General features: G+C 71.6%; 10 protein-coding genes and 5 pseudogenes. 4 read left to right on the top strand and 11 right to left on the bottom strand.

Features of this window, described 5'->3' with window-relative positions:
* Positions 1 to 591: 591 nt before the first annotated feature.
* The 11 genes and pseudogenes from BLW32_RS28275 to BLW32_RS26545 all read right to left on the bottom strand — a co-directional run bounded on the left by BLW32_RS28275 (position 592) and on the right by BLW32_RS26545 (position 8,817).
* Positions 592 to 963 (bottom strand): AbgT family transporter, encoded by a 372-nt coding sequence (locus BLW32_RS28275; RefSeq protein ID WP_254779376.1) that lies wholly within the window; start codon positions 961 to 963, stop codon positions 592 to 594.
* A 61-nt stretch (positions 964 to 1,024) separates the two neighbouring features.
* A pseudogene (locus BLW32_RS28270) lies at positions 1,025 to 1,273 on the bottom strand (AbgT family transporter); the annotation flags it as partial.
* Between the two features lie 14 nt (positions 1,274 to 1,287).
* Positions 1,288 to 2,145, bottom strand: a complete 858-nt coding sequence (locus tag BLW32_RS27955; protein ID WP_217635856.1) for an AbgT family transporter — start codon at positions 2,143 to 2,145, stop codon at positions 1,288 to 1,290.
* Positions 2,142 to 2,480: an alpha/beta hydrolase family protein gene (locus tag BLW32_RS27865; RefSeq protein ID WP_175546333.1), complete on the bottom strand. Its 339-nt coding sequence runs from the start codon at positions 2,478 to 2,480 to the stop codon at positions 2,142 to 2,144. The genes BLW32_RS27955 and BLW32_RS27865 overlap by 4 nt, the downstream gene beginning before the upstream one ends.
* 28 nt (positions 2,481 to 2,508) lie before the next feature.
* On the bottom strand, positions 2,509 to 3,111 hold the full coding sequence (locus tag BLW32_RS26580; protein ID WP_175546332.1) for an alpha/beta hydrolase family protein: 603 nt from the start codon (positions 3,109 to 3,111) through the stop codon (positions 2,509 to 2,511).
* A gap of 91 nt (positions 3,112 to 3,202) precedes the next feature.
* A complete protein-coding gene (locus tag BLW32_RS27950) occupies positions 3,203 to 3,958 on the bottom strand; it encodes a creatininase family protein (protein WP_068741316.1) in 756 nt (251 codons plus the stop codon).
* A gap of 109 nt (positions 3,959 to 4,067) precedes the next feature.
* A pseudogene (locus BLW32_RS28455) lies at positions 4,068 to 4,646 on the bottom strand (FadR/GntR family transcriptional regulator); the annotation flags it as partial.
* Between the two features lie 140 nt (positions 4,647 to 4,786).
* Positions 4,787 to 5,959 (bottom strand): annotated as a pseudogene (locus tag BLW32_RS26565) (thiolase family protein).
* Positions 5,959 to 7,036: pseudogene (locus tag BLW32_RS26560) on the bottom strand (thiolase family protein). The pseudogenes BLW32_RS26565 and BLW32_RS26560 overlap by 1 nt, the downstream one beginning before the upstream one ends.
* Positions 7,033 to 7,962 carry a Zn-ribbon domain-containing OB-fold protein gene (locus tag BLW32_RS26555; protein ID WP_068523306.1) on the bottom strand — a complete coding sequence of 310 codons (930 nt, stop codon included), beginning with the start codon at positions 7,960 to 7,962 and terminating at the stop codon, positions 7,033 to 7,035. Before BLW32_RS26555 ends, BLW32_RS26560 begins: the two are co-directional and overlap by 4 nt.
* A 627-nt stretch (positions 7,963 to 8,589) precedes the next feature.
* A complete protein-coding gene (locus BLW32_RS26545; RefSeq protein ID WP_074851108.1) occupies positions 8,590 to 8,817 on the bottom strand; it encodes an AMP-binding protein in 228 nt (75 codons plus the stop codon).
* Between the two features lie 160 nt (positions 8,818 to 8,977).
* Between BLW32_RS26545 and BLW32_RS26540 the strand changes: the two are divergent.
* The 4 genes and pseudogenes from BLW32_RS26540 to BLW32_RS26525 all read left to right on the top strand — a co-directional run.
* A pseudogene (locus BLW32_RS26540) lies at positions 8,978 to 9,906 on the top strand (Zn-ribbon domain-containing OB-fold protein).
* Positions 9,903 to 10,982, top strand: a complete 1,080-nt coding sequence (locus tag BLW32_RS26535; protein ID WP_068741319.1) for a thiolase family protein — start codon at positions 9,903 to 9,905, stop codon at positions 10,980 to 10,982. Before BLW32_RS26540 ends, BLW32_RS26535 begins: the two are co-directional and overlap by 4 nt.
* On the top strand, positions 10,982 to 12,154 hold the full coding sequence (locus BLW32_RS26530; RefSeq protein ID WP_068741318.1) for a thiolase family protein: 1,173 nt from the start codon (positions 10,982 to 10,984) through the stop codon (positions 12,152 to 12,154). Before BLW32_RS26535 ends, BLW32_RS26530 begins: the two co-directional genes overlap by 1 nt.
* A gap of 140 nt (positions 12,155 to 12,294) precedes the next feature.
* Positions 12,295 to 12,962: FadR/GntR family transcriptional regulator (locus tag BLW32_RS26525; RefSeq protein WP_074851106.1), on the top strand; the 668-nt coding region annotated here is incomplete at its 3' end.

Below are 12,962 nucleotides of genomic sequence, written 5' to 3'. Positions count from 1 at the left end.
CTCTCCGTGCCGAACTGGTCGCGCTGCGCGCCGGACGGACGGCGTCGCTGCTCGGCCTCACGGCGCTGGTGAACGCGGGCACCTTCGGGCGCTGACCTTCCTCGCGGTCCCGGTGGAGGAGGTGCTGTCGGCGGGGTGGATCCCGTTGGTGCTGATGCTCTTCGGTGCCGGGGCGTGTGCCGGTGTGGCGCTCGTCGGTAGGGTCGCCGACGCGAGCCCGTGGGCCCTTCTCGTCGTGTGCGCCCCGCTCCTGCTGAGCGCGTGGACGGCGCTCGCCGTCGGCGGTGGCGACGCGATCGTCCTGCCGGTGATCGTGCCCGTCGCCGGCCTGCTCGCGTTCGCGGTCGGCGGGACCCTGATCACCCTCGCGATCGGCTCCGCGGCGGACCGTGCGCCCACGATGGCCGGGTCCTACGCCACCGCGGCCCTCAACGTGGGCGCGGTGGCGGGTCCCGTCGGCGCGGGCGTCGCTCTCGACCGGTTCGGTGGGATCGCGGGTCCCGCCGGATTCGCCCGGTCGTCGTGGCCGCGGCGATCCTTGGCGGCGCGGTGCTCCGCCGACCGGGGGCCCGAGCGCTCGCGCTCCGCCGGTCAGCGGACGGGCGCGCCCGGGCCGAGCGGGATTCCGAGCCCCCACCACACGAAGAACAGCGCGGTCCAGGACACCGTCATGGCGATGGCGAGGGGCAGGGTGTACGACGCGAGGGTGCCGATACCCGCCTTCTTGCGGTACTGCTGCAGGAAGCCCAGCGCCATGATGAAGTACGGGCTCATCGGTGTCACGGCGGTCGATCCCGAGTCGGCGATGCGGAACAACGCCTGGGTTGTCTCCGCAGGGATCGAGACCAGCATCAGCATGGGAACCAGCACCGGCGCGGCGATGGACCACATCGCGGAGCCGCTCGTGACCATGATGTTGACGACGGTCAGGAGACCGAGGACGAGGAGGAAGACGACCGCCACGGGGGACACCGCTGTTCTTGATGAGCTCCGCCGCCTCGACGGCCAGCACGTCGCCGATGTGTGTCCAGTCGAAGTACGCCAGGAACTGGGCGATCGCGAAGAACAGCACCAGGACCGGGGCCATCTGCTTGACGCCCTGCGCCATGAGGGCGGGGACGTCGGCGGGCTTGCGGATCGTGCCCGCGATCACGCCGTAGACCACGCCGGTGGCGCCGAAGAGGACCGCGACGAAGCCGGCGATGCCCTCCATGAACGGCGAGTCGGTGATCGAACCGTTGTCGCCGCGCAGCGGGGACCCCGCGGGCAGCATGATCAGCGCCGTGATCAGAGGATGCCGACCAGGGTGGCGCCGGCCAGGCGCAGTGCCCGCCGCTCGGCGGGTTCGAGCGCGAGCGTCCCCATGTCGCTGAGGTCCGCGTCCGGATCGGCGTCCAGGTCGGGGCGCTTGGCCAGGACGAGCTTGGTGACCAGGGTGATCACGATCGCGAGCAGCAGCGAGGATCCGATGTTGAAGTACCAGTTACTCACCGGCGTGACCACGGCATCGGGGTCGATGACCCGCGCCGCCGCCTGCGTGATGCCCGCGAAGATCGCGTCGTTCGGGGTCGGCACCGGGCTGGCGTCGTAGCCGGAGGCGATCGACGTGTACGCGACGACGATGCCCAGGATCGGCGACTTGCCGACGGCGCGGAAGGCGAGACCGCCCAACGGCACCAGGATCACGTACGCCGCCGCCGACGCGACGTGCGAGACCGTGCCGGGTGAACGCGACGGCGAAGATGACCACGAGGCGGGGACGCGGGAGACCCCCGCCTTCATCCCGGTGGCGAGGAAGCCGCTCCGCTCCGCGATCGCCACGCCCATGATGACCACGACGATCGTCGCCATCGGCGGGAAGCCGGCGAAATTCTCGACCATCGTCGACGCGGCCATGGCGAGGCCGTCGCCCGAGAAGAGGTTGCGCACCACCACCTCCTTGCCGTCGGCGGGGGAGACGACACTGACGTCCAGTGCTGCCATCACAGCGCTGACCACGCCGAGGATCGCGGCGAGGATCCAGAACAACCAGAACGGGTGCGGCAGTGCGTTGCCCACACGCTCGATGACCCCCATCGCCCGGATGATCCGGGGGAGGCGTTCCGGCGCGACGGGCGGCTGCTCGAGGGAGTCGGGCGCGGTCATCGGATTCCTCCGTTCGACGGGGCGAGGCGCTTGTTCTCGAAGAACGACCAGGCGAGGGTGGTGGCCCGGACCGACTGGGTGACGTAACCGCCGCCGCTGTAGGCGAGGGCGCCGGGCCAGGTGTGGCCCCCACCGCGCACCGTGATCATCTCGACGGGAGTGTTCCCGCATCCGCGGTACCGGGTGAGCAGGACGTCCTCGGCGAGGTTCTCGGTCCGGGGCTCCGCCGCGCAGGCGGCCCGCGCGGCCCACTGACCGGCCCAGCGGTCGATCGCCGGGAGGCCCCGATCGGCGTCGCCGCCGTACGGGATCGTGGCATCGGCGTCACCGTGCATGATGAGGACGGGTTTCGGCGTGGCCCCGTCACATCCGGCGTTCGCGCCGGGGGTACACCGCGGCGGCGACGGGCGCGATCGCGGCGAGTCGGTCGGGCAGTCGGCACGCGAGCAGGTTGACGAGGCCGGCGCCGTTGGACTTGCCGGTGGCGTAGATCGGTCGCGGTCGACGCACGCGCGCCGCTCGATGTCGTCGAGCAGGTCCCGGTGAAGGCCACGTCGTCGACGCCCGGCGCGCGTACGGCGCGCCCTGCCAGGCCTGGCGTTCGCCGCCGCCGGTGCCCACGACGCCTCGGGGAAGACGGCGATGGCGGGGAGAGCCGAGAGGCCGGAGTACTCCTGGAGCTCGGCCCCGGTGCTGCCCGCGGCCGTGGTAGGCGACAACGACCGGGAGCGGGGTACGGCCGTCGGAGCCCTGCGGGACGTGGATCCGGTAGCTGCGCAACCGATCGCCGCTCGCGACGGTCCGTACGGCGGTGGTGCCGGGCCGGACGTCGCCGGCACCGTCGCACCGCGGCTGGTGGGCGGGGCGCGGCGCCGAGGCGGGTTGCGCACCGGCGGGAGCGGAGACGGTGGCGACCGCCGCCGCGGCGAGGAGGGCGGCCCAGCGTGTGGTTCGACGGTTCTGCATGGTCTTCCGTTCCGCGCGACCGGGTCTCGGGCGCGCTCGTCCGACGTCCGGCGGCGGTCGCCGGGCGTGTGGGTGGCTGATCGGGGGAGGGCTAGGCGCGCCACTCCCGGACGAGACGGGTGAGGTTCGCGACGGACTCATCGATGATGCGTCGTCCGTCCTCGGCGCTGACGCGGGTCGGGTCCCCGAGGACGCCGTTGGGACTCAATCGCTCCCAGGCGAGTGCGAGATTGAAGTCGGGCGTGCGGGACAGGCGCGCGACGGGCTCCATCTGCGCGAGGGTCGTGGTGCCGGGCTCGAGGAGCTCGGACCGGACGAGATCGGGTGCCACGTGGAGCATCTGCGCCGTCTCGGACTCGCCGCAGTGGCCGTGGACCTCGCTCACTCCGAGGCGCGCGACCGCGTCCTTCGCCAGGGCGGACACGCCGACCCAGGCGAGTTCGACGTCCGGATGGGTGCGGAGCAGGTCCTGGGCGGTCGTGCCGAGGACGGCGTTGTTGCCGCCGTGCCCGTTGACCACGAGGAATCGACGGAATCCGTGGTGGGCGAGGCTGTCCACGTACTCCGTGAGGACCGCGGCGAAGGTCGCGGTGGACAGCGTCATGGTGCCGGCGAACCCGCGATGGTGCGGCGAGACGCCGACCGGGATCGTCGGGCCGACGACGACGGCGTCGCCCAATTCGTCCGCAACCCGCGCGGTGACGGCCTCGGCGCGGACGGTGTCCGTACCCAGCGGCATGCCCGGCCCGTGCTGTTCGAGCGCGCCGGCGGCGAGGAGGACGACGGGGCCGGCGGCTGCCGCGTGCCGCGCCTCGGCGGAGGTCATGGAGGCGAGTCGGTTGGTCATCGGCCGGCCTCCTGCGCGCGAGGGCGTCGGCGACGGCATTGCGGATGTGCTGCAGGTGGTCGCGGGCGAGGCTCTCCGCGAGGTGCTCGTCGCGGTCCCTGACGGCGTTGACGAGGCCGAGGTGTTCGGCGTGGTCCCGGGGACGGTCGGCGTACTGGTGCCGGATCTCGACCTGGTCCAGGCGGCGGCTCTCGAGGAGCGACTCGATGGTCTCGCCGAGGAGCCGGTTTCCCGAGGCCTGCGCGAGGACGACGTGGAAGTGCAGGTCGGGCGAGGCGACGCCGGCCGGTGGCCGGAGCGCGTTGTCGGTCGCCGCGGCGAGTCGCGCGAGGTCGGCATCGGAGCGATGCCGAGCCGCGAGGGCGGCGATCGACGGTTCGAGCGCCAGGCGGGCGTCGGCGAGTTCCAGGGCGGCGCGGAGGTCGCCGCGCGGGGCGTGCGGGTTTCCGATCACGCGCCGGCGGACGCCGTCGCCGACGTAGGTGCCCGAACCGTGGCGGAAGCGCACCACGTCGATGGCCTCGAGTCGGCGGAGCGCCTCGCGCACCGTCGGCGTGGTCACGCCGAAGCGCTCTGCGAGCTGCCGCGAGGACGCCAAGGCGTCGCCCGGTTGGAGCTCCTCGGTGCGGACGATCTCCACGATGCCGTCCGCGATCCGCTCGGACAGGGACCCCGTCGTCTGATTCATAAAGTGACTAAATCACTTAGTCGGAGGATGTGTCAAGGGTCACATCGGCGAGCTCCGTACGCGGCGGCGGCCGCGGGGGTGTCAGGCGGGCTTGTCCGCACCCACCAGCCCATCGGGGATAGGGGGAACGCTGCCGGGCGTCAGGCGGGCTTGTCCGCACCCACCAGCCACATCGAAAAGTATTGCGATCCGCCGCCGTAGGCGTGGCCGAGGGCTTTCCGCGCACCGTCGACCTGGTAGTCCCCGGCGCGGCCCATGACCTGCTTGGCGGCCTCGGCGAACCGGATCATGCCGGACGCGCCGATGGGGTTGGACGAGAGCACCCGCCTGACGGGTTGACCGGCAGCGTGCCGCCGATCTCGGTGCCGCCCGACTCGGTGAGCTTCCACCCCTCGCCCTCGGGGGTGAAGCCGAGGTTCTCCAGCCACATCGGCTCGAACCAGGAGAAGGGCACGTAGATCTCGGCGGCGTCGACCTCGCGCAGTGGATCGGTGATGCCGGCGTCGCGCCACAGCGCGGCCGCGGCGTCCTGGCCCGCGCGGGGGCTCACGTGCTCGCGGCCCGCGTAGGCGAGGGGCTCGGTGCGCATGGCGGTCGCGAGGACCCAGCCGACCCGGTTGCCGGTCGCGGCCTCCGACGCGGCGGCGGCCTCCTCGTCGCCGAGCACGATGGCGCAGGCACCGTCGGACGACGGGCAGGTCTCGTCGAATCGGATGGGATCCCAGAGCATCTGGGACGCCTGCACGGACTCGAGCGTGATGTCGGGCTGGTGCAGATGCGCGAAGGGGTTGCGTGCGCCGTTGCGCCGGTCCTTCACCGCGACCATCGCGCCGACGTGGTCGGGCGCGCCGGAGCGCCGGATGTAGGAGCGGACGTGCGGCGCGAAGTAGCCGCCCGCGCCGGCGCCGACGGGCACGGTGAACGGGACCGGGATCGACAGCGCCCACATGGCGTTCGACTCCGACTGCTTCTCCCACGCCACCGTGAGCACCCGCTTGTGCACGCCCGACTTGACCAGGGCGGCAGCGACGGCGGCCGTGGACCCGCCGACCGAGCCCGCGGTGTGCACGCGCAGCAGCGGGTTTGCCGACGGCGCCGAGCGCGTCGGCGAGGAACAGCTCGGGCATCATGACGCCCTCGAACATGTCCGGCGCCTTGCCGATCACGATGGCGTCGATGTCGGCCATCGTGGTGCCGGCGTCGAGCAGCGCGGCGTCGACGGCCTCGCGGATCATTCCGGCCATCGAGACGTCGGTGCGCTTGGCGCGGTGACGGGTCTGGCCCGTTCCGAGTACGGCGGTGGGCTTAGCCATCACTTGGCCTCCATCACGGCGATCAGGTTCTGCTGCAGGGCGTGCCCGCCGGTGGCGTGCGCGAGGACGCGTTCCGCGTCGCCGTTCCACACGGCGCGGGCTGCCTCGCCGATCCGGGCGAGACCCGCGGAGAACATCGGGTTCCCCACGAGTGCACCGCCGGACGGATTGATCCGTACGTCGTCGCCGAGCCCGATCGCGCTGCGCAGGATCAGTTCCTGGTGCGTGAACGGTGCGTGCAGCTCGGCGAGCTGCACTCCGTCCGCCCCGGCGGCGCGCGCCGCGGCGGTGGTCGACGGCGACCGGGTGAGATCTCGTGAGCCAGTGCGGGCGAGTCGATCCGGTGCTCGAGGCCCGTGATGAACGCGGGGTTCTCCCGGATCTCGCGCGCCCGGTCCGCCGAGGCCAGGATCGCGACCGCGGCACCGTCGGTGACGGGCGCGATGTCGTGCCGGCGCAGCGGATCCGCCCACAGCGGTTCCTCCAGCAGGGTCTCCGCGTCGACGGTGCGCGACACCTGCGCCGCCGGATTCGCGGTCGCATCGGAGAGGTTGCGCGCGGCGACCGCGGCCATATCGGCTTCGGTCCACGCGCCGGAGTCGATGCCCGCGCGGGCCTGAAGGGCGGCGACGGACACCGAGTCGGGCCACAGCGGCGCGACGGTGTACGGGTCGAGCTGCATGGTCAGCGTCCGTCGCAGCACGCCGGCCGAGGACTTGCCGAAGCCGTAGACGAGGGCGGTGTCGATCTCGCCGGTGCGGATCTTCACCCACGCCTCGTACAGCGCCCACGCGGCGTCCATCTCCACGTGCGACTCGTTGATCGGCGGCACGGCGCCGATGGAGTCGATCGCCGCGATGAACGAGAAAGCCCGTCCGCCAGGTAGTCCGACGAGCCGGAGCACCAGAAACCGATGTCGGACTTGGTGAGACCGGTCTGGGCGAAGACGTCGGCGAACAGCGGGATCAGCATCTCCACGCCGTTGGTGGTGGTCTGGGCGGCGCGCAGCCACGGGGTGGCGGCGTAGCCGACGACGGCGACGGAGCCGTCCGGATCGGTGCAGGTGCGTGTGCTCACAGGTGCTTCTCGTAACTGGAGTAGGGGGCGTCCGGCTCACCGGTCGGTTCGAAATGCGAGATGTTGCCGGGACTCTCGGTCCACTCCTCGCGCGGCTTCCACACGGCCCGCACCCGCATGCCCATCCGCACCTCGGACGGATCGCAGCCGAGGACGAGGTGGAGGAACGGGATGTCGGCGCCGTCGATCAGCACGTAGGCGGCGACGTACGGGGGCTTGATCCGCTGGCCCTGGAAGGGCACGTTGACCACGCAGAAGGTGGTGACCACGCCGGTGTCCGGCAGGTCGACCTCCTCGGTCGTGGGGATGCCGTCGATCGGGCAGGCGTTGCGCGGCGGCACGTAGACGTTGCCGCACGTCCCGCATCGCTGGCCCAGCAGCCGGCCCTCGGCGAGGGCCTGCAGGTACCGGGTCTCCGGCACGGAGGCCGAGTGCTCGAGCCGCAGCGCGACCGGGGTGACGAGGACCTCGATGGGCTCGCCCGACGGTGCGGCGACCTCGGGGACGCCGTCGCCCTCGCCGGGCACGAAGTGCGTGATGTCGCCGATCGCGCCGGTCGTCTCGGCGGCCCAGCGGGCGTGCACCCGCATGCCGGTCGAGATGTCCTCGGGGCCTGCGACGTCGACCGCGTGCAGGAGAGCGGTGTCGGCACCGTCGAGCCTGATGAGGGCGTACGCGAAGGGCCGGTCGAAGGGCTGTCCGTCGACGGGGTGCGCGTTCCAGCTCCAGCTGGTCACCGTGCCTGTGTCGGAGACCGGCACGATCTCCGTGAGGGCGGCCGTGGTGTCGGGATCGAACTCCAGCGGAGGCACGTGCACCCGCCCGGCAGCGTCCCGGGTGCCGACGATGCGGCGCTCGCGGAGGTTCGTCATGAACGCGCCCAGGACCGGTCCGAGCGACCGGGTGTAGTCGAAGGACAGGTGCATCGGCGCCGAGAGGGTCTGCGTTTCTGCGGTCACCTCACGAGTGAAACATGTTCTAACTTTTTGGCGCAAGGGTATCCCGGAAACGGCGGTCAGCCCTTACCGTGGAAAAAGTTCCCACCGCGTTACGCGCGGGTATTCCGCAACGATCCACGAGGTGTTCCATGGACGATCTGCACCGCGAGCCGCTGGCCGGAGACATCCTGCTCGGCTCCCTCGCCGCCTATCCCGACGCGTCGCCGTTCACGTCACCGGTGCTGACGGTGACTCCGTGCTGAGCTACGCGCAGGTGCGCGATGAGGTCAGCCGCTACGCGCAGGCGTACGCCTCCGTCGGGCTCGGCGTGGGCAGCCCCGTCGCGATGCTGTCGGGCAACCGGCACGAGGTGCTGATCGCCCAGTCGGCCAACCTGATCACCGGCGTCCGCTTCGCGGGCGCCCGATGGTCCTCGACGCCAGTCTCGGTGGGACGCGGGGATCGGACCGTGGCTCGCCCCGCTGTCGACGCCGCGGGTCGTAGATCAGGGTCTCGATCCCGCGTCCTCCATCACGTAGACGTGGTCGTCGAGCGAGCCCATCGGGTGCAGCGCCGCGAAGCGGACGCCGGTGATCAGGTTGGCCGACTGGGCGATCAGCACCTCGTGCCGGTGCCCGACAGCATCGCGACGGGGCTGCCCACGCCGAGCCCGACGGAGGCGTACGCCTGCGCGTAGCGGCTGACCTCATCGCGCACCTGCGCGTAGCTCAGCACGGAGTCACCGTCAGCACCGGTGACGTGAACGGCGACGCGGTCGGGATAGGCGGCGAGGGAGCCGAGCAGGATGTCTCCGGCCAGCGGCTCGCGGTGCAGATCGTCCATGGAACACCTCGTGGATCGTTGCGGAATACCCGCGCGTAACGCGGTGGGAACTTTTTCCACGGTAAGGGCTGACCGCCGTTTCCGGGATACCCTTGCGCCAAAAAGTTAGAACATGTTTCACTCGTGAGGTGACCGCGAAACGCAGACCCTCTCGGCGCCGATGCACCTGTCCTTCGACTACACCCGGTCGCTCGGACCGGTCCTGGGCGCGTCATGACGAACCTCCGCGAGCGCCGCATCGTCGGCACCCGGGACGCTGCCGGGCGGGTGCACGTGCCTCCGCTGGAGTTCGATCCCGACACCACGGCCGCCCTCACGGAGATCGTGCCGGTCTCCGACACAGGCACGGTGACCAGCTGGAGCTGGAACGCGCACCCCGTCGACGGACAGCCCTTCGACCGGCCCTTCGCGTACGCCCTCATCAGGCTCGACGGTGCCGACACCGCTCTCCTGCACGCGGTCGACGTCGCAGGCCCCGAGGACATCTCGACCGGCATGCGGGTGCACGCCCGCTGGGCCGCCGAGACGACCGGCGCGATCGGCGACATCACGCACTTCGTGCCCGGCGAGGGCGACGGCGTCCCCGAGGTCGCCGCACCGTCGGGCGAGCCCATCGAGGTCCTCGTCACCCCGGTCGCGCTGCGGCTCGAGCACTCGGCCTCCGTGCCGGAGACCCGGTACCTGCAGGCCCTCGCCGAGGGCCGGCTGCTGGGCCAGCGATGCGGGACGTGCGGCAACGTCTACGTGCCGCCGCGCAACGCCTGCCCGATCGACGGCATCCCCACGACCGAGGAGGTCGACCTGCCGGACACCGGCGTGGTCACCACCTTCTGCGTGGTCAACGTGCCCTTCCAGGGCCAGCGGATCAAGCCCCCGTACGTCGCCGCCTACGTGCTGATCGACGGCGCCGACATCCCGTTCCTCCACCTCGTCCTCGGCTGCGATCCGTCCGAGGTGCGGATGGGCATGCGGGTGCGGGCCGTGTGGAAGCCGCGCGAGGAGTGGACCGAGAGTCCCGGCAACATCTCGCATTTCGAACCGACCGGTGAGCCGGACGCCCCCTACTCCAGTTACGAGAAGCACCTGTGAGCACACGCACCTGCACCGATCCGGACGGCTCCGTCGCCGTCGTCGGCTACGCCGCCACCCCGTGGCTGCGCGCCGCCCAGACCACCACCAACGGCGTGGAGATGCTGATCCCGCTGTTCGCCGACGTCTTCGCCCAGACCGGTCTCACCAAGTCCGACATCGGTTTCTGGTGCTCCGGCTCGTCGGACTACCTGGCGGGACGGGCTTTCTCGTTCATCGCGGCGATCGACTCCATCGGCGCCGTGCCGCCGATCAACGAGTCGCACGTGGAGATGGACGCCGCGTGGGCGCTGTACGAGGCGTGGGTGAAGATCCGCACCGGCGAGATCGACACCGCCCTCGTCTACGGCTTCGGCAAGTCCTCGGCCGGCGTGCTGCGACGGACGCTGACCATGCAGCTCGACCCGTACACCGTCGCGCCGCTGTGGCCCGACTCGGTGTCCGTCGCCGCCCTTCAGGCCCGCGCGGGCATCGACTCCGGCGCGTGGACCGAAGCCGATATGGCCGCGGTCGCCGCGCGCAACCTCTCCGATGCGACCGCGAATCCGGCGGCGCAGGTGTCGCGCACCGTCGACGCGGAGACCCTGCTGGAGGAACCGCTGTGGGCGGATCCGCTGCGCCGGCACGACATCGCGCCCGTCACCGACGGTGCCGCGGTCGCGATCCTGGCCTCGGCGGACCGGGCGCGCGAGATCCGGGAGAACCCCGCGTTCATCACGGGCCTCGAGCACCGGATCGACTCGCCCGCACTGGGCTCACGAGATCTCACCCGGTCGCCGTCGACCACCGCCGCGGCGCGCGCCGCCGGGGCGGACGGAGTGCAGCTCGCCGAGCTGCACGCACCGTTCACGCACCAGGAACTGATCCTGCGCAGCGCGATCGGGCTCGGCGACGACGTACGGATCAATCCGTCCGGCGGTGCACTCGTGGGGAACCCGATGTTCTCCGCGGGTCTCGCCCGGATCGGCGAGGCAGCCCGCGCCGTGTGGAACGGCGACGCGGAACGCGTCCTCGCGCACGCCACCGGCGGGCACGCCCTGCAGCAGAACCTGATCGCCGTGATGGAGGCCAAGTGATGGCTAAGCCCACCGCCGTACTCGGAACGGGCCAGACCCGTCACCGCGCCAAGCGCACCGACGTCTCGATGGCCGGAATGATCCGCGAGGCCGTCGACGCCGCGCTGCTCGACGCCGGCACCACGATGGCCGACATCGACGCCATCGTGATCGGCAAGGCGCCGGACATGTTCGAGGGCGTCATGATGCCCGAGCTGTTCCTCGCCGACGCGCTCGGCGCCGTCGGCAAACCGCTGCTGCGCGTGCACACCGCGGGCTCGGTCGGCGGGTCCACGGCCGCCGTCGCTGCCGCCCTGGTCAAGTCGGGCGTGCACAAGCGGGTGCTCACGGTGGCGTGGGAGAAGCAGTCGGAGTCGAACGCCATGTGGGCGCTGTCGATCCCGGTCCCGTTCACCGTGCCCGTCGGCGCCGGCGCGGGCGGCTACTTCGCGCCGCACGTCCGCTCCTACATCCGGCGCTCCGGCGCGCCCGACCACGTCGGCGCGATGGTCGCGGTGAAGGACCGGCGCAACGGCGCACGCAACCCCTTCGCGCATCTGCACCAGCCCGACATCACGCTCGAGTCCGTGCAGGCGTCCCAGATGCTCTGGGATCCCATCCGATTCGACGAGACCTGCCCGTCGTCCGACGGTGCCTGCGCCATCGTGCTCGGCGACGAGGAGGCCGCCGCCGCGTCGGAGGCCGCGACCGGCAACCGGGTCGGCTGGGTCCTCGCGACCGCCATGCGCACCGAGCCCCTCGCCTACGCGGGCCGCGAGCACGTGAGCCCCCGCGCGGGCCAGGACGCCGCGGCCGCGCTGTGGCGCGACGCCGGCATCACCGATCCACTGCGCGAGGTCGACGCCGCCGAGATCTACGTGCCCTTCTCCTGGTTCGAGCCGATGTGGCTGGAGAACCTCGGCTTCACCCCCGAGGGCGAGGGGTGGAAGCTCACCGAGTCGGGCGGCACCGAGATCGGCGGCACGCTGCCGGTCAACCCGTCAGGCGGCGTGCTCTCGTCCAACCCCATCGGCGCGTCCGGCATGATCCGGTTCGCCGAGGCCGCCAAGCAGGTCATGGGCCGCGCCGGGGACTACCAGGTCGACGGTGCGCGGAAAGCCCTCGGCCACGCCTACGGCGGCGGATCGCAATACTTTTCGATGTGGCTGGTGGGTGCGGACAAGCCCGCCTGACGCCCGGCAGCGTTCCCCTATCCCCCGATGGGCTGGTGGGTGCGGACAAGCCCGCCTGACACCCCCGCGGCCGCCGCCGCGTACGGAGCTCGCCGATGTGACCCTTGACACATCCTCCGACTAAGTGATTTAGTCACTTTATGAATCAGACGACGGGGTCCCTGTCCGAGCGGATCGCGGACGGCATCGTGGAGATCGTCCGCACCGAGGAGCTCCAACCGGGCGACGCCTTGGCGTCCTCGCGGCAGCTCGCAGAGCGCTTCGGCGTGACCACGCCGACGGTGCGCGAGGCGCTCCGCCGACTCGAGGCCATCGACGTGGTGCGCTTCCGCCACGGTTCGGGCACCTACGTCGGCGACGGCGTCCGCCGGCGCGTGATCGGAAACCCGCACGCCCCGCGCGGCGACCTCCGCGCCGCCCTGGAACTCGCCGACGCCCGCCTGGCGCTCGAACCGTCGATCGCCGCCCTCGCGGCTCGGCATCGCTCCGATGCCGACCTCGCGCGACTCGCCGCGGCGACCGACAACGCGCTCCGGCCACCGGCCGGCGTCGCCTCGCCCGACCTGCACTTCCACGTCGTCCTCGCGCAGGCCTCGGGAAACCGGCTCCTCGGCGAGACCATCGAGTCGCTCCTCGAGAGCCGCCGCCTGGACCAGGTCGAGATCCGGCACCAGTACGCCGACCGTCCCCGGGACCACGCCGAACACCTCGGCCTCGTCAACGCCGTCAGGGACCGCGACGAGCACCTCGCGGAGAGCCTCGCCCGCGACCACCTGCAGCACATCCGCAATGCCGTCGCCGACGCCCT

This window comes from Tsukamurella tyrosinosolvens, from assembly GCF_900104775.1.
In the GTDB taxonomy this organism is placed as follows: Bacteria; Actinomycetota; Actinomycetes; order Mycobacteriales; family Mycobacteriaceae; genus Tsukamurella; species Tsukamurella tyrosinosolvens.
The sequence above is the reverse complement of the archived record's forward strand: the minus strand, read 5'-3'. Positions and strand labels throughout refer to the sequence as shown.

Excerpts from the sequence above, each read along its gene's own strand:
- BLW32_RS27955 (WP_217635856.1), bottom strand. The coding sequence starts at position 2,145 with ATGACCGCGCCCGACTCCCTCGAGCAGCCGCCCGTCGCGCCGGAACGC.
- BLW32_RS27865 (WP_175546333.1), bottom strand. The coding sequence starts at position 2,480 with ATGCACGGTGACGCCGATGCCACGATCCCGTACGGCGGCGACGCCGAT.
- BLW32_RS26580 (WP_175546332.1), bottom strand. The coding sequence starts at position 3,111 with ATGCAGAACCGTCGAACCACACGCTGGGCCGCCCTCCTCGCCGCGGCG.
- BLW32_RS27950 (WP_068741316.1), bottom strand. The coding sequence starts at position 3,958 with ATGACCAACCGACTCGCCTCCATGACCTCCGCCGAGGCGCGGCACGCG.
- BLW32_RS26555 (WP_068523306.1), bottom strand. The coding sequence starts at position 7,962 with ATGCACCTGTCCTTCGACTACACCCGGTCGCTCGGACCGGTCCTGGGC.
- BLW32_RS26545 (WP_074851108.1), bottom strand. The coding sequence starts at position 8,817 with ATGGACGATCTGCACCGCGAGCCGCTGGCCGGAGACATCCTGCTCGGC.
- BLW32_RS26530 (WP_068741318.1), top strand. The coding sequence starts at position 10,982 with ATGGCTAAGCCCACCGCCGTACTCGGAACGGGCCAGACCCGTCACCGC.